This is a genomic window from Natronosalvus caseinilyticus (genome assembly GCF_017357105.1).
Classification (GTDB): domain Archaea; phylum Halobacteriota; class Halobacteria; order Halobacteriales; family Natrialbaceae; genus Natronosalvus; species Natronosalvus caseinilyticus.
This window is the reverse complement of the sequence record NZ_CP071596.1, coordinates 2,024,262-2,045,060: the sequence shown is the minus strand read 5'-3', so window position 1 is coordinate 2,045,060 and position 20,799 is coordinate 2,024,262. Positions and strand designations below refer to the sequence as shown.

Below are 20,799 nucleotides of genomic sequence, written 5' to 3'. Positions count from 1 at the left end.
TTCGCGTTCGCGTTCGTTCTCGGTGGCCGAGTCCGTTCCCTCCTCTGACCCAGGGGTCGTTCTCGAGGAGGTACCGGGGTCGGAGGCGTCGTCCACGCCGTCCGACTCGGCGTCGCTATCGCCGTCGCGATCCGTCATCCGGTCGCGGTCGTCGGCCCGCGATCCGGTGTCCTGCTCGCCGGTGTCGTCCATGCGACGTCATTCCCAGACGCTCGAAATAAGGGTTGTCCTCGCGCGCTACAGGTCGAGGCGCTTCACTTCCTCCCAGGTCGTCTGGTCGACGACGACCAGTTCGTCCTCGCCGAAGACGTACAGCGAGTCGTCGATGTACGTCGCCCGGAAAGCCGGACCGTCGGTATCGACGGTCATCACGTGCTCGAGGCCGTCCTCGTAGGCGTAGACGTGCCCGCCCTCGCTGCCCGGCAGGAAGAACACGCCGTGGCGCTCGTCGAGCAGGAAGGCGTTGTGGCTCTCGCTGACGGCCGACCAGCGATCCTCGAGGATTTCATCGTCCTCGATCACTGGATTCTCGGGGTCGCTCGCGTCGAAGATCACGGCCTTGACCTTCCCGTCTTCCTGCCCGATACCGAGGATACGCTCCTCGCCGAGCGGGTGGAGGTAGTCGGAGTAGCCCGGAAGCTTGAGTTCACCCTCGAGCACCGGGTTCTCGTGGTCGGAGACGTCGATGACGTGGAACGGGTCGATCTGGCGGAACGTGACGACGTAGGCCTTGTCGCCCTCGTAGCGTACGGAGTAGACCCGCTCGTCGACGCCCATGCCGGTGACCGAGCCGGTCACCTCGAGGTCTGAATCGAGCACGTAGAGGTCGTTCTCCCACTCGGCACCCGGGGCGTTGATCGTCGTCGCGATGCGCAGGTGGCCGTCGTGTTCGTCCATCGACCACTGGTTGAGCGGCGTGCCGGGGACGGCGCCGCCGGCGTCGACAGAGAGGTCGCCACCGAATCCGACCGTGACGATCCCCGTCCGGTCGAACGCTCGCTTGTTCTCCTCAACGTACTCCTCCCAGGCGTCGCGAAGTTCGCGCTCTTTGGTGCGGCGCTCGTCGTCGTCGAGTCCGGCCCGCCAGTCGGCGAGGATGGCCTCGATTTCCACCATCGTCGCGTGTTCAGAGAGGTCGTACCCCTGCAGTCGCTCGAGTCGTTCGAGCGACCGGTCGTCGAGGTACGCTTCACCGGTCGTCAGGAGGAACTCGAGGCGAACGTCCGCGTGCGAGGGCGAGTCCACGTACGTCAGGTAGACGCCGTTCTCGGAGACGTAGGTCGCGGTCGTGTGCGACGAGCCGAGGAAGCTCACCGAGTCAGTGACCTCGCCGCTCGCGGGGTCCAGGCGCAGCGTCGTGTACACCGTGTTGGCGCCGTTCTGATCGGTCGGGTAGTGGACGTCCGTACAGTCGACCGCGGGGCCGTCGTCGCCCAGCGGCTCGACCGGACAGGGTTCGGCCGGTGAGACGCGGTCGGCCATGACGAGGTAGATGTCGCCGTCGTAGAGGCGGGCCGCCTCGAGGTGGCCCTCGAGGTCCGTCGACCAGGCCTCGTCGGGGTCTTCGGGGCTCGAGACGTCGTAGCCGCGCAGGCGGTTGCGGTCGAACTGCACCAGCACGTCGTCGTTGGTCAGGAGCATCTCGCCCGAGCGCGGAATCTCGCTCAGCGCCGTCGGATCGTTCGGCGTCGAGGCGTCGATGACGTGCGTCGCGCTCCCACCGCGGAACCGCCGGTCGCCGTAGTAGACGGTCTGGCCGTCGGTCTTCAGGATGTCGGGTTCGTCCATCATCGCCTCCTGGACGTTCGTCTCGGCGTAGCGGCGCTCGTCGGCACCGGCGCTCGAGGAGTCGCCACTCCTGGCTGCGTCGTCAGTAGCATCGTTGCCGTTACCGTTCCCGGCGTCCCCATCTGCGGCGTCTTCCTCGACCTCGTCGGTCACGACGGCCGGCCGCCCCATTCCGAAACCGAAAGACCCGGAACCGTCGTTCGACGCCCGCAGGTAGTCGGCGAACGCCGCCTCGGAGTCGAACTGCTCGATAGTCGGCTGAGGAGTGTCGTTCGATAGCTGTCGATTCTCCAGTCCGTTGGTGTCGGCTGCCGCCGGGCTCGTCCCACCGAGTTCGCCGGCGAAGGCGAATCCCACGCTCGAGCCCACGAGCAGGGCGACGAGGGCGACTGCCAGCACCTGTCGATCGAATCCCATCGGCTAGTGATTCGGGCCCACACCTCAATATACTAAGGTAAGGTAAAATCGCTCTTTCACCGTGAGCAATGTGGAGCGCCTGTCTCGATCCGAATCGCCAATCACTTCTCCGTAAACTTCGCACGCGTCTCCTCGAGTTCTACGGCCATTTAAGTTCGTGAGGAACGTGCGAGTCGGTATGACACAGACGCCAGTGATCGTCCAGGCTGTCCGGACTCCGCAAGGAAAAGACGGCGGCGTGTTCGCCGACGTTCGCAGCGAGGATCTCTCCATTCCGCTGATCGACGAGATGCTCGCCGAGACCGGCCTCTCGGGCGAAGACGTCGACGACCTGATGTGGGGCTGTGCCCAGCAGCGCGACGAACAGGACAACAACATTGCCCGCGTCATCGCGCTCCTCTCGGAGCTCGGCGAGTCCGTGCCGGCGACGACGATCAACCGCTGGTGTGCCTCCTCGATGCAGGCCGTCATCTCCGCCTCCGACGCCATCCGCGCCGGCCAGCGCGAGTGCATCATCGCCGGCGGCGTCGAGAACATGTCGAAGGTGGCGATGGGCGACAGCTACACGACGCTCCACCCCCAGCTCGCGACCGAGTACAACGTCGGCGAACTCCAGATGGGAATGACCGCCGAGAAGGTCGCCGAGGTCTACGACGTCGACCGTGAGACCCAGGACGAGTACGCTCTCCAGAGCCACCAGCGCGCCCACGCCGCGACCGAGGAGGGCCGCTTCGAGGATCAGATCGTCCCCATCGAGACCGACGACGGCACCGTGACGACGGACGAGGGCATCCGTCCCGACACCGACCTCGAGACCCTGGCGGGACTCCCGACGGTCTTCAAGGGCGATGGAACCGTCACGCCCGGAAACGCCTCTCAGATCTCCGACGGAGCGGCGGGCGTGATGGTCACGAGCGAGGCCTTCGCCGAGGAACACGACCTCGAGATCATGGCAACGGTCGGTTCGAACAACGTCGCTGGCGTCGACCCGACCGTGATGGGTATCGGCCCGGTCCCCGCTACCCGGGGGCTGCTCGAGCGCACTGGCCGGGACATCGAGGACTACGACCTGGTGGAACTCAACGAGGCGTTTGCGAGCCAGACTGTCTATAGCCGTGACGAACTCGGCATCGACAACGAGCAGTTCAACGTTAACGGCGGCGCGATTGCACTCGGCCACCCGCTCGGTGCCTCGGGTGCCCGATTGCCCGTCGCGCTGATCCACGCGTTGCTCGAGCGAGGCGGGGGCCGTGGGCTGGCGACGCTCTGCGTTGGATTTGGTCAGGGAGCGGCGATCGAATTCGAGGTCGAGTAACGTGTCTCGAGGATTGAACCGGGTTTTTTGGTCCAGCGTTTGCGAGCGAGGCGCGAGCCGAGCGAAATAAAAGGGGTCGCATCAGGGAGCGACGATCGAACTCGGGGTCGACCACGGCGTTACCAATCGATGGGTTCGCTCGAGGTATGTCTCCCAGACTCGACGCATCTTTCCAGGAGTACCTGTGCAGAACACACCATTTCATTCGCGGTCGTCGACATCACACGTGTGAGGATCTGAGTGAACTACGGGGTTAATCCCCGTAGCGATCATTGTATAATTGAATCGAAAACACAATGAGTCACATCACCCACACCATTTCGACCGATACCGCGATACACATCGTCGCCAACCAACGACGCCGTTCGGTCCTCACGCAGTTGATCGAAAACGAGCGCAACGACGTGGGTCTGGACGTGCTCGCCAAACACCTGTCGCCGGAGAATCCGCCCCCAGATTCAGTTGAAACAGCGAACTCCGAACGACTTCTTCTGGACCTGTATCACAACCATCTCCCGAAACTCGAAGACGCCGGCCTCGTTGAGTACGACGACCGAACGGAAACGGTCCGCTATCATCCGAACGAGCGCGTCGAAAAACTGCACCAGTTCGTCACGGCTGAACTCGAGTAACCTCCTCTCAGCGTCACTCGAGGCCGACTCGAGCGCCCCACCGTGAGGTAGGCTTTTTGCGCTCTCCATGGACGGATCAACTATGGTAGCGTTCGACGAAGAGCAGGCCGAAGCCGAGGCACTCGACCGGTTACAGGAGCTGGGTTTGTCCCAGTACGAAGCCCAGACACTCCTCAATCTCTTGCGGCTGGGGACGGGTACCGCACAGGACATCACTCGAATCGACGGCGTTCCCCGAACGCGGGTGTACGAAGCGGCGGATCGGCTCCACGAACGGGGGTTCATCGACATCCAGCACACGACACCGCGAAAGTTCACCGTGATCTCGAAGGAGACCGTCGTCCGTACGCTCAACACCAGACGCGAAACCACGATTACCGAACTCTCGGAGTGTCTGGAGGAGATCGGCCCCGCCCAGCCACAGCGCGAGCAGTTCGGCGTCTGGACGGTCACCGGCCGAGAGGCGGTGTCCGCCCGCATCGACGAGTTCGTCGCCGAGGCAGACGAACAAATCGTCTACATGACCGTCGACGAGTTACTCACCGACGCCCATCTCGAGGCGCTGCAGGCCGCCGCCGACCGGGGGGTCGACATCTATCTGGCGGGCATCTCGGAGGAAGTCGAGGAGCGCGTTCGGGCGGAGGTGCCGTCGATCGACCTGTTCGAAACCCTCTGGGAGTGGCAGGACACGCCCGCGGGGAGCCTGTTGATCACCGACGAAGAGACGGCACTCGTTAGCGCGCTCGTGAACGGGGCCGACGACGCCGATGAGATCGAGGAGACGGCGATCTGGGGTGCTGGCGACCGCAACAGCCTCGTCGTCGTCCTGCGAGCCATCTTTACGTGGCGACTCGAGAGCACTCGGCCTGAGTGAGAGTATTTGAATATTCACCCATATTCTCACACCGATTTAATAGCCTGGAGCGTATGAGACGACTAATGGTCGGAAGTGATCGAGAAGAGGATGCGCAGTCGGCCGAGCCGACTCCCATCCGCCTTCGGAAAATGTACGACTGGTCGGTTACGGCGCCGAGCTTCGCCGTGATCGACGCCCTCGCAACCCTCGAGCGCGTCGACCCAGCCGAACTGGTGGCCGTGCTCGAGACGACGCTTTACGATCACGTCGATCCGGAAGCGCTCGATATTCTCGTCCGAGACCGAAAATCGGATTCGATCTCGATCACCATTTCGATCGACCGCTACCAGGTCCGATTCGACGGTGACGAACTGATCATCTTCGAATCGACCGGTCCCTCGTCGCTGTAAATTTGCACATCGCGTGATCAGGAATCGTTCCTGGGTTGCGAACGAAAATCACTGCCGACCACTGCACCCGTCTGTCTACCCGTTACCCGGATCGTTCGACGGAGCCAACCCTGCCGACACCAGTCGCCGCAACAGCACCACGATTCCGTTCTCGAGACCGCGCGCGAACACCGCCTGTTCTCTCGCCTTCTCGTCGTCGGCGTCTGGATAGTACGATCCGATCAGCAGCGTCTCGCGGTCGACGAGCAGGATTCGACTGATCGCAACCTCGTGAGCGACCGCTGGCCCAGTGAGCCAGTCCAGGCCGGTTTCGAACGTGCGGACGTTGGGGAGTCCCGTCCCGAGTTGCGCGGTGATCGACTCCGTTTGGCCGCCAAGCAGTATCGAGAGTTCTCGTTCTCGGGCCGCCTCGAGGTGCTCGAACAGCGTCTCCGACAGCAGTTCCTCGTCAACGACGAGCAATGCGATTTCGGATTCCGCTTCGTCGATGAGGTCGAGCGTTCGTGACTCGATCGCCTCGTTTCCCATCAGCGACCACACTTCCTGGAGCTGGGTGTCGTCCTCCTCGAGTTTTCGGCGTTCGATCGTCTGGAGATTCGATTCGAGTGTCTCGATACGGGTGTCGTACTTTCGGCGGAGCGTCCGCGTCGCCTCGGCGATCCCCACGGCTCGAAACCGCTGGGGGCTCGCATGCTGTACTTCGACCAGGCCCTCTGACTCGAGCACACCGATTGCATCGTACACCCGCGTCCGAGGCACCTCGGAGATCTCGTGGATCTCTTTCGCCGTGCCGGTGGACAGCTGTGTGAGCGCCAGAAAACAGCGCGCTTCGTACTCCTTGAGTCCGAGTTCCTGTAGCAGACTAATCGCTTCCGAGATGCGTTCTTCCTGTGTCATGGCCCAACCACGAGTCCGGTTTTCCGAACGTGTGTGGTTGGCGTCGGTGACGGAAAAGGATTCGTGTCGCGGGTTGCGCTCGATAGTGGACCATTTCGGTGACTCGAGCGGGGTACACTGTTCACTCAGATAATCACACAAACTACTTGAAGGCACACCCGCTATGGGCAACTGGCGTGTCCTGTTATGGCCCAACCACTGCGGGGCACGCCGATGTCGCTTTCTGCCGACCGATTCGCTGAGTAGCGCGTCGTTCACCCGTGGCGCTTCCGTGACGACCGAATACGACGGCTGGCGAGTGATTCGACGATACCGGATGTTTCGTCCGCCTGCTACGAACGAGACCAAAATCCCCATCGAAACCAGGAGTGATTCGCGTGCGGATTTCCCTTCACACGGTAACGAATTTACCCACTTGCTAGACCGACCGTCCCTCTCGAGGTACGTGTTGACACGCGTATTGTGAGGTGTACTCGCTCTCGAGTAAGGATGTATGTAGTTAAGTGTGGGGACGTCGGTTGCACGGATAGGAATGGTCTACTACGCGGGCGTCGACCTCGGCGCGACCAACGTTCGAGCGGTCATGGGCGACGGCGAGGGCCGAACCGTCGGCTCGAGCAAGAACGGGACGCCTCGAGGCCCGACCGGGATCGACGTGACCGAGAAGGTTCTCGCGACGCTTCGGGAAGCCTGCGCGGACGCCGGGGTCGAACCGGCTCGGGTCGAGGCCGTCGGCATCGGCTCGATCGGCCCGTTCGACCTCGCTGAGGGGGCGGTGATCGACCCCGCGAACTTTCCGGAAACGGTCGATCGAATCCCGCTGACGGGCCCGATTTCGGTGCTCGTCGACTCCGAGGAGGTCTACCTCCACAACGACACCAACGCGGGCGTCATCGGCGAGCGATTCCACTCCGACCGAAACCCCGACGACATGGTGTACGTCACGATCTCCTCGGGGATCGGCGCGGGAGTGTGCTGTGACGGGCGGATCATCTCCGGCTGGGACGGCAACGCGGGCGAGGTCGGCCACTGCGTCGTCGACCCCCGTGGGCGGTTGACCTGCGGCTGTGGCAAGGAGGGCCACTGGGAGGGCTACTGTTCGGGAAACAACATCCCCGAGTACGCCCGCCTGCTGGCCGAGGACGATCCCTCGATCGACACCAGCCTGCCCCTCGAGGACCCCGACTTCACGGCCAAGGACGTCTTCGATCTGGCCGGCGAGGACCAACTCGCCGACCACACGATCGAGCAGGTCGCCCACTGGAACGTGATCGGCATTTCGAACGTCGTTCACTCCTACGCACCCCTGGTCGTCTCTCTCGGCGGTGCCGTCGTCTTGCACAACGAGGACCTCGTGGTCGACCCCATTCGCGAACGGGTCCCCGAGATGGTGATGTCGAACGTCCCCGAGATCACCGTCACCGATCACGGTGACGACGTCGTCCTCGAGGGCGCCCTGGCGAGCGCGATGACCGAGGGAACCGGCGACCGGCGTCGAATGCGCGGGTAACCGTGTACTGGCGTCAGCGTCGACTACGCGAATCGCGTCGCCATCGACATCGGACAATGTTTTATACTCGAGGTTCGTGTTGATAATATGCAACGACGTGCCCTCCTCCGAACGGTCGCTGGCGCCAGTAGCGTCGGCATCGGTCTCAACCTCGGCCCTGGCGTCTCGAGCAGATCCGCCGTCGCCTCGGCGGCACAGGAATCCTACGAACCCCTGGGATCGGTCCCCGTCGACGGGGCCTGCGAGGTCGTCGTCGGCGACGACCGGGAGACGGCGTACCTCGCGACGGTCGACGGCTTCGCCACCGTCGACGTGAGCGATCCGACCGATCCGCAGGTGCTGGCCGACAGACGAGGGCTCCTCGAGGACGTCCAGAACGAGGACCGCTCGTTCACCGAGATTCTCGACGTCGAGGTCAGTGGCGACCGGCTGATCGTCCCCGGGCCGGCAAATCCCGGCGGACCCAATGTCTTCCACGGGTTCTTCCAGTACGACGTGAGCGATCCCGCGAACCCGACGCTGATCGGCGAGCCCGTCGAGACGGGGTATCACCTCCACAACTGCTTTCTCGACGGTGATCGTCTCTACCTCCCCCGCAACGAGGTGGGGCAGAATCGGCGGCCGAACGCGGTCGAAATCTACGACCTGAGCGGGGACGACCCCCAACGCCTCGGCGAATGGTCGCTGCTCGATCACGAGCCGCGGTGGGACGACGTCGTCGAACCTTTCCTCTGGTACCTTCACGACGTAACCGTCCACGACGAGATAGCCGTCCTCCCCTTCTGGAACGCCGGCACCTACCTCGTCGACGTGAGCGATCCGAGCGACCCGACGTACGTTTCCCACGTCTCGGAGACGTCCCTCGAGGAACAACTCGAGATCAGCGACGCCGAGATGATGGACTACTACACCGGACTCCCGGGCAACGACCACTACGGCGCGCTCGACGATACCGGGTCGATCCTCGCGGTGGGCCGGGAGGCCTGGGTGACCGACGCACCCGAGGCCGACCGACACGGCGGCATCGACCTCTACGACGTCATCGACCTCGAGAACCCCGTCCACGCGACGACGATCGACGCGCCAGAGACGCCGAACGGCGCCTACGAGGCCGGCCAGTGGACGACCTCGCACAACTTCGAACTTCGCGACGGACTCCTCTACTCCTCGTGGTACCGTGGCGGCGTAAAGCTCCACGACCTCTCGACGCTCGAGGAACCCCAGGAGATTGCCGCCTGGCGAGACCCGTCCGTTGCGGCGTTCTGGACGGCCCGGGTGCTCGAGCCGTCGGCGACGTTCGTCGCCAGCAGTACGCCAATCCTCCCCAACGCCGGGACCGAAGGCACGCTGTACGTCTTCGCGAGCGAGGCCGGTGAACAGGTCGACCCGCCGTCGTTCGACGCGGCGGACGGCTCCGGATCGGGAACCGGTGACGGAGGCAACGAAACCGAACCAGGCGAATCGGGCAACGAGACCGACGCCGAGAACGAGACCGGTGACGACGACGGCAACCAGTCCGAAGACGGTCCCGAAGACGACGACAGCGACCCGACTCCCGGATTCACCGCCGCGGGCGCTGCCGGCGTCGTCGGCGGGACACTCGCGCTCGAGGCCTGGCGTCGTCGACGCTAAACCAAACCCTTTCGGCGGTCGCCTTCCTAGAACGCCCAATGACCGACGCCGACGACGAGCCACTGAAAGCGCGCGTCGAGCAGTGGCTCACCCGCGAGATGCCGATCATCAAGATGCACGGCGGGACGAGCGCCGTTCGCGAAGCCGATCCGGAGACCGGCGAGGTGATTATCGAACTCGGCGGCGGCTGTACCGGCTGTGAGGTCGCCGACATCACGACCAGCAACATCGAGGCCGAGTTGCTGACCTGGCCCGAAATCACCGACATCACCGTCCGGGTTCCGGACCCGCGCGAGAGCCTCGGCGGACCCGACCAGGCCGAGTCGATCATGGGCATCGACCGAACCGAGGGCGGACGCGGGGACTGGGGGTCCTCGAACCCGGGGAAGGACCACTTCTGAGTCCTGAGCCCCGAGATCGAGCCCTGAACCGCTAACCGTGGCACCTGCTGACACCGCCGGTCAGTTTTGGCGACGCCTATACGCTTTTTTATGCCCGTTACGCAGATGGAGCCATGACGACGCGTGGACGACCGTCGGGAGGGATCGTCGATGAGTGACGAGTACGCTTCCGGGTCGTCGACAACAGGAGCTGCGGCCGACTCCGAGGCCGAGGCTGATGCCGACGCCACCGCGGTCGACAGCGAAGGCGACACCCCGGAGACCGACGGCGGCCGACAGGCCTACACCGTCCGCCTCGAGCTGATCGACGAACCAGGCGAACTCCTCCGGGCGCTGGCACCGATCAGCGAAAACGGCGGCAACCTCCTGAGCATCCACCACGAGCGCGGAAACATCACCCCGCGAGGGCACATCCCCGTCGAGGTCGACCTCGAGTGCGTCCCGGCCCGGTTCGACGACGTCGTCGACGGGTTGCGCGAGGCCGGCATCAACGTCATCCAGGCCGGACCCGAGCGCTACGGCGAGGAACTGACCGTGGTGCTCGTCGGCCACCTCGTCGAGACCGACCTCTCGGATTCGCTCTCACGAATCGAAGGCGACGCCCACGCCGGCGTTCTCGACCTCTCGCTGAACGCTCCCGACGGAACCGACGCGGTCTCGAGCGCGCGACTTCGCCTCGCCGTGGACACGGGTCGACGCGAGACCGTCCTGGAGGGCCTTCGCTCGCTCGCCGACGAGAAGGGACTCGGTCTGATCGAGCCGCTGTCGGGAGGTGAGATCTGATGCGCCTCGCGATTCTCGGTGCCGGGGCCGTCGGCGGGTCGGTCGCGGAACTCGCCGGCGAGTACGGCCACGAGGTCGTCGCCCTGGCGAACTCGAGTCGGGCCGCCGTCGCCGACGACGAGGAACTCGACGTCGAGTCGGCACTCGAACGAGCGGCGAGCGACGAGCCCCTCGGCTCGAGCGACCCGGATCGGGTCTTCGAGACCGACTACGACGTCCTGGTCGAGGCGACCCCGACGACCCTCGGCGAGGCCGAACCCGGCTTCTCCCACGTCGAGCGCGCGCTGGCCGACGACAGACACGTCGTCCTCGCGAACAAGGGGCCGGTCGCCGAACGCTACGAGGACGTTCGCGCGCTCGAGCGAGAGAGCGCGGGGTCAGTCCGGTTCGAGGCCGCCGTCGGCGGCGCGATCCCGGTGCTCTCGACCATCGAGGACTGCACGCCCCAGGCCGTCACCGCCGTTCGCGGCGTCCTCAACGGCACGGCGAACTTCATCCTGACGCGAATGGCCGCGGAGGGCCTCGAGTACGAGCACGTCCTTGCGGAGGCCCAGGACCTCGGCGTCGCGGAGGCGGACCCGACGTTCGACGTCGACGGCACCGACGCCGCGCTCAAGTGCGTCATCCTGGCCAACGTCCTCGCCGACGGCGGGTTCTCCCTCGAGGACGCCGACGTGACCGGCATCCAGGACGTTCCGCCGAGCGCGCTCGAGCTCGCGGCCGAGGACGGCCGAACGATTCGCCTCGTCGGGGAGGCGACCCGTGAGGGGGTGCGCGTCGGCCCGCGGCTCGTCCCCGAAAACGGCGCGATGGCCGTTTCCGGCACGCGAAACATCGTCCAGATTCAGACGCGCCACGCGGGCGACCTCTACTCGAGCGGCCGCGGCGCGGGCGGGCCGGAGACGGCGACGGCGGTACTCTCGGACGTGGGGAGACTCTGAAGGGAGGCGGGGTGACTCTGAGGGGTCGAAAACGCCCCAGGATCGCTGTGCCGTCGCCCCGTGGTTTGTCACACTGACGGCGAGCTCGAGTGAGCGACCGTCCGATCAGCAACGAACACCGTCAGGGCGTGCGCACTACTCACAAACCGCAAGCAAGCGACGGGGTCACACGAATACGCTTTCGAAATGGTTTTAACCGCATCGGCCAAAAGAGACCGATATAAGCGCCTTTGCGCGTGAGCTACAACAATGAGCGACAAACCGCACCAGAACCTGGCCATCATCGGCCACGTCGACCACGGAAAGAGTACGCTGGTCGGACGCCTCCTGTTCGAGACGGGAAGCGTACCCGAGCACGTCATCGAGCAGCACCGACAGGAAGCCGAAGAGAAGGGCAAGGGCGGCTTCGAGTTCGCCTACGTCATGGACAACCTCGCCGAGGAGCGAGAGCGTGGTGTCACCATCGACATCGCCCACCAGGAGTTCGACACGGACACGTACTACTTCACCATCGTCGACTGTCCTGGTCACCGTGACTTCGTCAAGAACATGATCACGGGCGCCTCCCAGGCCGACAACGCGGTCCTCGTCGTCGCCGCCGACGACGGTGTCGCGCCCCAGACCCAGGAGCACGTCTTCCTAGCCCGCACGCTCGGTATCAACGAGCTCATCATCGGCATCAACAAGATGGACGTCGTCGACTACTCCGAAGACTCCTACAAGGAAGTCGTCGACGAGGTCAACAAGCTCCTCAACCAGGTCCAGTTCCAGGTCTCGGACGACTCGTTCATCCCGATCTCGGCCTTCGAGGGCGACAACATCGCCGAGCCCTCCGACAACACCCCCTGGTACGACGGCCGTACCCTCCTCGAGTCCCTCAACGACCTGCCCGAGGCTGACGAGGCGTCGGACGCACCGCTGCGTCTCCCTATCCAGGACGTTTACACCATCTCCGGTATCGGGACCGTCCCCGTCGGACGCCTCGAGACCGGGACGATGAACACGGGCGACAACGTCTCCTTCCAGCCCAGCGACGTGGGCGGCGAGGTGAAGACCATCGAGATGCACCACGAGGAAGTCCCCTCGGCCGGCCCCGGTGACAACGTCGGGTTCAACGTCCGCGGCATCGGCAAGGACGACATCCGCCGCGGTGACGTCTGTGGTCCCGCCGACGACCCGCCGACGGTCGCCGAGACCTTCCAGGCGCAGATCATCGTCATGCAGCACCCCAGCGTGATCACCGCGGGCTACACCCCGGTCTTCCACGCCCACACCAGCCAGGTCGCCTGTACGATCGAGTCCATCGACAAAAAGATGGACCCCTCGAGCGGCGAGGTCAGCGAGGAGAACCCCGACTTCATCCAGTCGGGCGACGCCGCGGTCGTCACGATCCGACCGCAAAAGCCCCTCAGCATCGAGCCGGCAAGCGAGATCCCCGAACTCGGGAGCTTCGCCATCCGCGACATGGGTCAGACCATCGCCGCCGGCAAGGTCCTGAGCGTCAACGAGAAATAAATGCAGCAAGCACGCGTTCGACTCGCGGGCACCAACCCGAACGATCTGGACAACATCTGTGCAGACGTCCGCGAGATTGCGAACAACACCGGCGTCAACCTCAGCGGGCCGATTCCGCTGCCAACGAAGACGCTCGAGGTGCCAACGCGAAAGTCGCCTGACGGCGAAGGCACCGCTACGTGGGAGCACTGGGAGATGCGCGTCCACAAGCGCCTGATCGATCTGGACGCCGACGAACGCGCACTCCGACAGCTCATGCGCATCCAGGTGCCGAACGACGTCTCGATCGAGATCGTCCTCGAGGACTGAGGCGGTTCTCTCGTTCTCGGGTTCGAATCTCAAATCTCGAGTCACGAGATTCGTTTTCACTCGTTTTCGTTACTCGAGCGACTGCACTGTGCACTGCACACTGAGCGCCCACGGCTCGAGACTCGAAGCGGACCCTGCCGTCAACCGACCCGGCAGCGCACATTCGCGGTACATACTTTTGTGTCCGATCGACGAACACACAGTATGGCGTCTGACTCCGCGAGCCCGATCCTCGAGACGCTCGGTCTGTTCGCGATCGTGTTCGTCCTGCAGGCGATCGCAGCGATGTTCAGCCTCGGTCTGATGGCTGGCCTCTTCGTCCTCGCGCCGCCGCTCGAGACCAACCCGTGGACGATTATCACGAGCGTCTACGCCCACGGCGGTGTGGGTCACCTCGTCTCGAACAGTATCGGGCTGATCGTCTTCGGCTGGCCGATTGCCCGCGCGACGACGCGACTTCGCTTTCACACGTTCTTCGTGGTGACGGGTGCGATCGCCGGCGTCTCACAGATTCTCGTGACGGGGGCAGTTGCCTCGTTCGTCGGTGGCTCGACGGCAGGCGTCCTCGGCGCCAGCGGCGCCGTCTTCGCGCTCATGGGCTACCTGATCGCCGGCAACCGCGTCTCCGACAGCGTGGCGGCCCGCGTCGAGATTCCGCTCTGGGCGACGCTACTGTCGTTCGTCGTCCTGGCGGCCGTGATCACGGTCGCCACGGGTGCGCCGGGTGTCGCCCTCGTGGCTCACTTCACCGGATTCCTGCTGGGGCTCGTAACCGGTCGCCTGGGCGTCCTCGAGGTCTCGCGGGCCGCCGAGCGAACTCGAGCGACGGCGTGAGAAGCGAGCCAGGGACTCGAGCGAGCACGCCACTCGATGACGAACCTACCCCGAAACACAAGCTACAAGTACGAACCGCGGATAGAACTCCTCGAGGGCTCGTAGATCAGTGGCAGATCGCTTCCTTCGCAAGGAAGAGGCCCCGGGTTCAAATCCCGGCGAGTCCACTTCCTCACGTCGCTTCGCTCGTTGAGTCGTGGACTCGCCGAACATCGCAAACCCGTCGGGTTTGCTCAATCCCGACGAGTCCATCAGAGCGAATTTTTGAGCGAGAGAAAATGTCGAAGCGGGATTCGAAGCCCTGGAAGTCACAGCTCGAGCGACCGTCTTCCTCCGGGTTCAAACTAGCAGTCCCGTGAATTGACCGCTCACAGTGTGAGTTTACTGCTCCTCGCGAGTACACGCATTGCCCGCTACCAGGGTGCTTATTCCGAGCGTACCACCTTCCTCGATGCGATAGATTACTTCGGTTTGTTCACTAACCTGTGAGGCTATAATCTCTCGAGGACCGACACGCTCTCGGTCGTCAACCTGGCCCTCCAGGGTGAGCGTTTCTACCGTCCCGTCGAACCAATCGCGTGGGTGTAATTCCTCGTCGGAAACGACGTCGCCCGTGGCGCTCGGCAGGTCGTAGGTCCCCTGATGAACCGTCTCACCATCGGCCTGGACGTGAATATCGATCGTGTGATCCGAGTGCTGATCTCTGTTGTGGATCTCGAGATGACACACTGTAAACTGCTCAGTTTCGTCCTGGTCTGCCAGAGAACTGCAACCACTGAGACTGGCAAAAAGTGAGGCGCTACTCAGGGAGATGACCCTTCGGCGTGAAATTTCCCTGTTCATGGATAAATACAATCGTCATCTATTGAATATCTTATGGTTCAAGGGGTACCTGGCAGAGACCTCATCATCAACGGACGAAACCTCATCGTGACGTCCTGTCGAGTGGCCACCCCTCTGCACGTTATGTGTAGGCCGGAAAACGGTGACGTGAGATGAACGCTCGAGTTGCCGAGGATCGGTAATTCACCGCACTACTGCGCCGAGTTAGTCTAATCCAGTCGGAGAGAGAGACGTGGGTATCGATGAGATGATCAAAGGACCATCATTACACAGAATCAAGGAGAAAGCCTACGACTTCAGTCGTGGGATGAATCCGACACTCCGCTACCCGACCACGTGCGATGGCAGGTCTGAGTCTCCCACGCTAATCCATACTTTTACGAACCAATATTACGTATCACGTAGTGATGAAGCGAACCAACCAGTTCGACGTTTGCCCTCGTTCCGAAAAGGAGCGCGAGGTGTTCGTTCGCTGGTTGGACGCTTCTGCGAGTCTCTGGAACGAGACCAACTACGCTCGTCGCCAAGCCTTCCTCGAAGACGATGAGAGCGTCTGGGACGCCGATACCGGTAGCCTCGAAGGCAAATACAAAGGCGTCCTCAGCAGTAGTGTCGCCCAGCAACTCATCCGCAAAAACTCCGAAGCGTGGCGATCGTTCTTCTCCAGTAACGAGAGGTACCACGCCGGGAAACTCGATGACCGACCGTCGCCACCGGGTACTGGGGCAACGAAGGCGACGGACGAGTCCTACGCACCTACGTTCGAAACGACCAGTACACCCTCAAGTTCGGGAAGCGTTCCCGGCTCGAAGTCCCGATTGGCTCCGAACTCAAAGGCGAACTCGGGCTGAACCGGAATCAGCGCCTTCGCGTTGAGGTTACGGGCGACCCGAAGTGGAGCGGCGAGCAGGGCCGACTCGAACTCGTGTACGACGAACTCGCGAAGACGTTCAGGGCTTATCAACCAGTCACCATCGCCAGTTCTCAACTGGATTCACCACTGGCTTCGGAAGAAGCCGCTCTGGACGTTGGCGCGAACAACCTCGTCGCCTGCACGACAACGACCGGCTCCCAATACCTGTATGACGGACGCACCTTGTTCACGGAGTTCCGCGAAATCACCGAACAAATCGCGTACTATCAGTCGCTCCTCGAAGACCAACGCAAGTCTAGCAAGCGCATCAACCGCTTGTATCGAACGCGCACGAACCGCCGCAACCACGCCCAAGACAGCCTCGTCCGAGACCTTGTGGAACGCCTGTATGACGAGGGTGTTTCGACGCTGTACGTCGGCGACATCAAGGGCGTTCTCTCAACGCACTGGTCGTCGCGTGTGAACGAGAAGACACACAACTTCTGGGCGTACCGGCGGTTCATCGACCGCCTCGAAGACATATGCGAAGAGTACGGTATCACGGTCGGGGAAGAATCCGAAGCGTGGACAAGTCAGAGTGTCCTGTGTGCGGTGAACGCGACAATACACGTCGTCACGAAGATTCGTTGACGTGCCCATGTGGGTTCGAAGGACACGCCGACCTCATCGCGTCGGAATCGTTCCTGAGACGGCAAACAGCAGTCGGGTCGATGGCACGGCCCGTGTACCTCACGTGGAACAATCACAACTGGCGGGACGACCATAGCCCGCCTTCCATCGCGGAAACAACGACCAACGAGGAATACACAACCCGGAGTACCGCATCACGCGGGAATATCGCTCTCGGGGACTCAGACGACTGAGACTCCCACGAGAGGAATCCCACGACTTCAGTCGTGGGTGGATGTCAAGAAGTGAACTGGCACGAGCGAATCCGACCACTCGACGAACGGTTCTAGCCGACGCCGAACAGCCGTCTGACAACGGCACGTCGACGACTCAGTCACCTGGACGATAGCAAAGGGCGCCCTCGCTCTCCGGGACCGGATCGACGCTAGACGGACGGGAGGTGATCGTCGTTCCACACGCCGGGCACTCGATGTCGGTGGTATCGTCGTGCACTCGGCGAATCCAGTTCGCTTCGAGGGGGCTTTCGTGACCGCACGCGAAACAGATGAGCATCGACTTTCGAGGCGTCGATCGGTCGGGGGGCTCAGCGGAGGGAGACATACTCGACTGTAGCGGCCGGAGACGGATAACGGTGATTGCCACGTGACGATCCACAGCTACATATCGCTGGAGATGCCGGAGTTACGGTGAAGGTGTGGGTCAAAAGCGATACCGTTCTCGCTCAATTGGGCGTGGTCCACTCGTGGCCACAGTGGACGCATTCGATCGTAACCAATCCTCCGTCTCCGAGTAGTGTGCTTCGATTTATCTCGCCACAGTTCGGACAGCGAGTGCTGTTCACGGTGTTATATTGGTAGACTGTGTTCAAAACGGATACTCCCAAGCGTTTGGGGTGTGAGTATCTCCGTGACAATTACTGACCCGAATCCGGGTCGTGGGAGTCGAATCGGGAGTGGGAACTCCAGTGTGGGGATCAATCGAACAGCGGATAATTCAGCGTGAACCTCCGAATAGTCCTCGGACGCTTCGACGTCGTCCCACCACCGATCGACCGCTAGTCGCCCTCGCGCCTTCACCACCGTCGCTACGTCCGTTCGCCGAGCGGCACTCGAGTGACCCGTTGATCAACAGAATCAATACGCCCCCGCCTGAGTCCAGAGTATGCCGGGTACTCCATCCGAATCGGAGTTCCACCGTGTTCTCTGTACGCGATTACGTGACTGTGTCCACCGCGAACGAACGCCGTTCGAATCCGTTCGAATCGAGGAGGGAGGCGAGCCGGGACTGGGGAACATCGTCGTCGAATCCGACGTCACCGAGAGCCTGGTCATCGCAGTCGAGCGCGATTGCGTCTATCCCCTCGACGCCGACGTAATGACGCAGGCTCGAGACACCGCAGATGCGGCCGACGTCGAGCACTTCGCGACGTGCAACTCCCGTGACTTCTTCCTGTTTCACGACACGGGCCAGCGTGAGATTTTGGAGATTCCCCACTACTACCTCGATTTCCGTGACGTCGACGTCGACGGTCCGTCGGCAAACGACCGATTCTCGACGATTCTCTACGCGGTTCAGTTTCTCACGACCCACGGTGAACTTCCCGAACAGAGCGCACGCGACCGAATCGTCGGCCCGCTTCGTTCGTTTCACGACTCGATCTGGCCGACGTTCCGGGACCTCGCTCGAGAAACGTACGATTCCGACCCCGATTTCGCCGAGAGATTCGACGAGTGGCTCCGGGAGAACGAGTACGCGTCACTCGAGGAGTCTATACGGTTCTCCCTCGCCGCCAAACAGTACGCGTACCTGGTCGCCAGTCACCTTCTGTTCGCCGAAGTCGTTCGAGAACAGCGGTCCGAACCAGGCGAGACGAGCAGCTATCCGCTCGAGCCCCTCGTCGAAGGCGCCTCGGCGGCCGATAGCCCACCCCGAATCGGGCAGCAGGTCGAAGCGATTCGGGCGGAAATTGACTTCGAACCCGCGTTCGACGACGGTCCGTCGTTGTTCGCCGCGTACCCACACAATTCGAAAACGCGGTCAGCCGTGCGTGCACTGCTCGGGCGTATCGAGACAGAGAGCCTCTCCACCGTCGACGAGGACCTGCTGGGGGAACCGTACGAGGACCTGATCACAGAACACGATCGAACGTCCCTCGGGCAGTTTTACACCCATCCAGATATCGCCGAAGCGATCTGTACCTGGGCGCTGCAACCCCAGGAGCAGAGAGATGGCGTCCCTCGAGTCCTCGATCCGGCGTCCGGAAGCGGTACATTCCCGGTAAAAGCGTACCACCGAATGCAGGCGCTAGCACCCTCGGCAACACACCAGGAGATTCTCGACAACATCACCGCAATCGACGTCAGCCGATTTCCGTTACACCTCACGGCGCTCAATCTCGCGTCACGAACCGTCCAGGAGCGAACCAGCCGATTACACACGATCAACGACTCCTTCTTCAACGTGTCACCCGGGGACAGGCGGCTGTCGCGGGGAGACGATACGGAAGACGAGACGAGGAGATACGACGCAGTAGTCGCGAACCCGCCGTACATCCGCCAGGAGAACCTGTCTCCCGACAGGGACCACTTCCGTTCTCACCTGAGGACGTACGGCGCGGAGAACTCGAGTCGATACGCGAGCGGGCGGAACGAACTATCGACCAGGTCCGACGCGTACGTCTACTTCGTCTCACACGCGTTGCAGTTCCTCCGAGACGGGGGACGCCTCGGATTCATCGTTCCCGCGAAGTGGCTAACGACGAAATACGGCGAGTCGTTTCAGGAGTTCCTGTACGATCAGGCGAAAGTCCACGCTATCGTCGGGTTTTCCGACAGAGCGTTCACCCCCCTCGTCGATACGGTAGTGTTGTTCGCCGAACGATGTACCGACGAAACGGAGCGTCGGGAGACGGTTACGGACTTCATCCGGGTGAAAGAGCGACTGTCGCCTGCGGAACTCCCGTCGATTGCGGGCGCTCGACGGTCGGTCCCCGACGGGAAGGCGTTTGGAATCGAGATGACCGACGCGTACCGAGTCGTCAGTCTCTCCCAGAACCGCCTGGAGAGACAGGGTGGGCGAAAGCTCGGCCACTACCTGTACGGCCCGAGTCCGTTCATCTCGCTCGTCCACAGCGACAAGATGCGGCGGCTGGATACGTATGCAGACGTGGCGTTCGGCAACAAGACGGGAAATAACGACTTTTTCTTGCTCGACGAGCAGGACGTCACGCAGTGGGGGATCGACGAGCGATTCCTGCAGCCAGCGATTCGATCGATTCGAGCGCTGGAGTCGTATCGCGTGGCGGATACGGATCAGTACCTTCTCGATTTCTGCGCGTACGTCGATACTGTCGAGGCACGTCAGGACGGATTGGGCTCGACGAGCGACCTGGCAGAAGCAGTAACGAACGAGTTACGCACCGACGGGTACGAGTCGACGGTCAGCTACCTCGAGTACGGGGAAGAAGCGGGCGTCCCCGATGGACGAACCGTGTCTCAACGTACGCCCTGGTTCAACCTGGGACACCTGCTCGTCCCGGACGTCTTACATCCAGTGTTCTACAACGAACGGGTGTTCACGGTCGACAACGCCGGTGGGTATGCGCCGACGAACGCGATCCAGTGCGTCGATATCACCGAGTACGACGACGTACTTCCGGCTATTCTCCACTCGACCGTGTACAAGGTACTGCTCGAACTGTGGGGCCGTCACGAGGGCGGAGGGGCGCTTCAGTTGCTCACGTACGAAGTGTCGTCGGTTCCGGTTCCCAGTCCGGAATTGATGTCCGAGTCACAACGTGAGCGGATTGTGGCGGCCGGAGAGAAACTGGTACGGGGTGTCGACGGAGCACAGGACGAACTCGATCGAGTGCTCCTCGAGTTTCTGGATCCGGAACTGGACCTCTCCGTCGAGGAACTACAGGCCGCCCACAGCAGACTGGTGGCACAACGAGTAGACGGAGCAGCAACGGAGAACGTCCTGGTCGAGGATACCGACGGGTTCGACGAATTCGAGTTGACCTCCTCGATACCCAACTACGACCCAGACGGGGAAACGGACGCGAGTGTGGACGATTTTTGAACGAAGCGAGGAGCCGTTTGACGAATCGACGGTCCGCTACTTCGTCTCGAGGCTCGGCATCTGAGAGGTTACCGACGGGCACACCGGAACTCGAGTCGAGGTCCCTGTACAATTTTCACCGCTCTCGAGCAG

Annotated in this window: 17 protein-coding genes, 1 tRNA gene and 1 pseudogene; 15 read left to right on the top strand and 4 right to left on the bottom strand. The window is 62.6% G+C overall.

Going from position 1 to position 20,799, the window contains the following annotated elements:
* Positions 1 to 237: 237 nt before the first annotated feature.
* Complete coding sequence (locus J1N60_RS09930) at positions 238 to 2,205, bottom strand: beta-propeller domain-containing protein (RefSeq protein WP_312907043.1); 1,968 nt, start codon at positions 2,203 to 2,205, stop codon at positions 238 to 240.
* Between the two features lie 178 nt (positions 2,206 to 2,383).
* On the opposite strand from J1N60_RS09930, the gene J1N60_RS09925 reads away from it, so the two are divergent.
* From J1N60_RS09925 to J1N60_RS09910, 4 genes are all read left to right on the top strand, one after another.
* Positions 2,384 to 3,520 (top strand): thiolase family protein, encoded by a 1,137-nt coding sequence (locus J1N60_RS09925; RefSeq protein WP_312907041.1) that lies wholly within the window; start codon positions 2,384 to 2,386, stop codon positions 3,518 to 3,520.
* A 296-nt stretch (positions 3,521 to 3,816) separates the two neighbouring features.
* Positions 3,817 to 4,152 carry a DUF7344 domain-containing protein gene (locus J1N60_RS09920; RefSeq protein WP_312907039.1) on the top strand — a complete coding sequence of 112 codons (336 nt, stop codon included), beginning with the start codon at positions 3,817 to 3,819 and terminating at the stop codon, positions 4,150 to 4,152.
* A gap of 82 nt (positions 4,153 to 4,234) precedes the next feature.
* Complete coding sequence (locus tag J1N60_RS09915) at positions 4,235 to 5,026, top strand: TrmB family transcriptional regulator (protein ID WP_312907037.1); 792 nt, start codon at positions 4,235 to 4,237, stop codon at positions 5,024 to 5,026.
* A gap of 65 nt (positions 5,027 to 5,091) precedes the next feature.
* Positions 5,092 to 5,418 (top strand): HalOD1 output domain-containing protein, encoded by a 327-nt coding sequence (locus tag J1N60_RS09910; protein WP_312907035.1) that lies wholly within the window; start codon positions 5,092 to 5,094, stop codon positions 5,416 to 5,418.
* Between the two features lie 75 nt (positions 5,419 to 5,493).
* Here the strand turns inward: J1N60_RS09910 and J1N60_RS09905 are convergent, their stop codons facing one another.
* Positions 5,494 to 6,315 carry a TrmB family transcriptional regulator gene (locus tag J1N60_RS09905; protein ID WP_312907033.1) on the bottom strand — a complete coding sequence of 274 codons (822 nt, stop codon included), beginning with the start codon at positions 6,313 to 6,315 and terminating at the stop codon, positions 5,494 to 5,496.
* Positions 6,316 to 6,847: 532 nt separating this feature from the next.
* On the opposite strand from J1N60_RS09905, the gene J1N60_RS09900 reads away from it, so the two are divergent.
* The 9 genes from J1N60_RS09900 (at position 6,848) to J1N60_RS09860 (ending at position 14,407) form a co-directional block, all read left to right on the top strand.
* Positions 6,848 to 7,825 carry an ROK family protein gene (locus J1N60_RS09900; RefSeq protein ID WP_312907031.1) on the top strand — a complete coding sequence of 326 codons (978 nt, stop codon included), beginning with the start codon at positions 6,848 to 6,850 and terminating at the stop codon, positions 7,823 to 7,825.
* An 87-nt stretch (positions 7,826 to 7,912) separates the two neighbouring features.
* On the top strand, positions 7,913 to 9,457 hold the full coding sequence (locus J1N60_RS09895) for an LVIVD repeat-containing protein (protein WP_312907029.1): 1,545 nt from the start codon (positions 7,913 to 7,915) through the stop codon (positions 9,455 to 9,457).
* 38 nt (positions 9,458 to 9,495) lie between these two features.
* The gene (locus tag J1N60_RS09890; RefSeq protein ID WP_312907027.1) at positions 9,496 to 9,858 is read left to right on the top strand and encodes a NifU family protein; all 363 of its coding nucleotides are present in this window, start codon (positions 9,496 to 9,498) and stop codon (positions 9,856 to 9,858) included.
* A gap of 150 nt (positions 9,859 to 10,008) precedes the next feature.
* A complete protein-coding gene (locus tag J1N60_RS09885; protein WP_312907025.1) occupies positions 10,009 to 10,641 on the top strand; it encodes an amino acid-binding protein in 633 nt (210 codons plus the stop codon).
* On the top strand, positions 10,641 to 11,582 hold the full coding sequence (locus tag J1N60_RS09880) for a homoserine dehydrogenase (protein WP_312907023.1): 942 nt from the start codon (positions 10,641 to 10,643) through the stop codon (positions 11,580 to 11,582). The genes J1N60_RS09885 and J1N60_RS09880 overlap by 1 nt, the downstream gene beginning before the upstream one ends.
* Before the next feature lie 249 nt (positions 11,583 to 11,831).
* The gene (gene tuf / locus J1N60_RS09875) at positions 11,832 to 13,097 is read left to right on the top strand and encodes a translation elongation factor EF-1 subunit alpha (RefSeq protein ID WP_312907021.1); all 1,266 of its coding nucleotides are present in this window, start codon (positions 11,832 to 11,834) and stop codon (positions 13,095 to 13,097) included.
* Positions 13,098 to 13,406 carry a 30S ribosomal protein S10 gene (gene rpsJ / locus J1N60_RS09870; RefSeq protein ID WP_253434333.1) on the top strand — a complete coding sequence of 103 codons (309 nt, stop codon included), beginning with the start codon at positions 13,098 to 13,100 and terminating at the stop codon, positions 13,404 to 13,406. It begins immediately after the preceding gene.
* A gap of 204 nt (positions 13,407 to 13,610) precedes the next feature.
* Complete coding sequence (locus tag J1N60_RS09865) at positions 13,611 to 14,240, top strand: rhomboid family intramembrane serine protease (RefSeq protein ID WP_312907019.1); 630 nt, start codon at positions 13,611 to 13,613, stop codon at positions 14,238 to 14,240.
* A gap of 95 nt (positions 14,241 to 14,335) precedes the next feature.
* Positions 14,336 to 14,407 (top strand) — tRNA-Ala (locus J1N60_RS09860).
* Positions 14,408 to 14,621: 214 nt separating this feature from the next.
* Here J1N60_RS09860 and J1N60_RS09855 read toward each other — a convergent pair.
* Complete coding sequence (locus tag J1N60_RS09855) at positions 14,622 to 15,083, bottom strand: hypothetical protein (RefSeq protein ID WP_312907018.1); 462 nt, start codon at positions 15,081 to 15,083, stop codon at positions 14,622 to 14,624.
* Between the two features lie 407 nt (positions 15,084 to 15,490).
* On the opposite strand from J1N60_RS09855, the pseudogene J1N60_RS09850 reads away from it, so the two are divergent.
* Positions 15,491 to 16,820, top strand: a pseudogene (locus J1N60_RS09850) (RNA-guided endonuclease InsQ/TnpB family protein).
* A 136-nt stretch (positions 16,821 to 16,956) separates the two neighbouring features.
* Here the strand turns inward: J1N60_RS09850 and J1N60_RS09845 are convergent.
* Entirely contained in the window at positions 16,957 to 17,187 is a 231-nt protein-coding gene (locus J1N60_RS09845; protein WP_312907016.1) for a DUF8106 domain-containing protein, read from the bottom strand.
* A 561-nt stretch (positions 17,188 to 17,748) separates the two neighbouring features.
* Here J1N60_RS09845 and J1N60_RS09840 point away from each other — a divergent pair.
* A complete protein-coding gene (locus J1N60_RS09840; protein ID WP_312907014.1) occupies positions 17,749 to 20,667 on the top strand; it encodes an Eco57I restriction-modification methylase domain-containing protein in 2,919 nt (972 codons plus the stop codon).
* Positions 20,668 to 20,799: the final 132 nt, after the last annotated feature.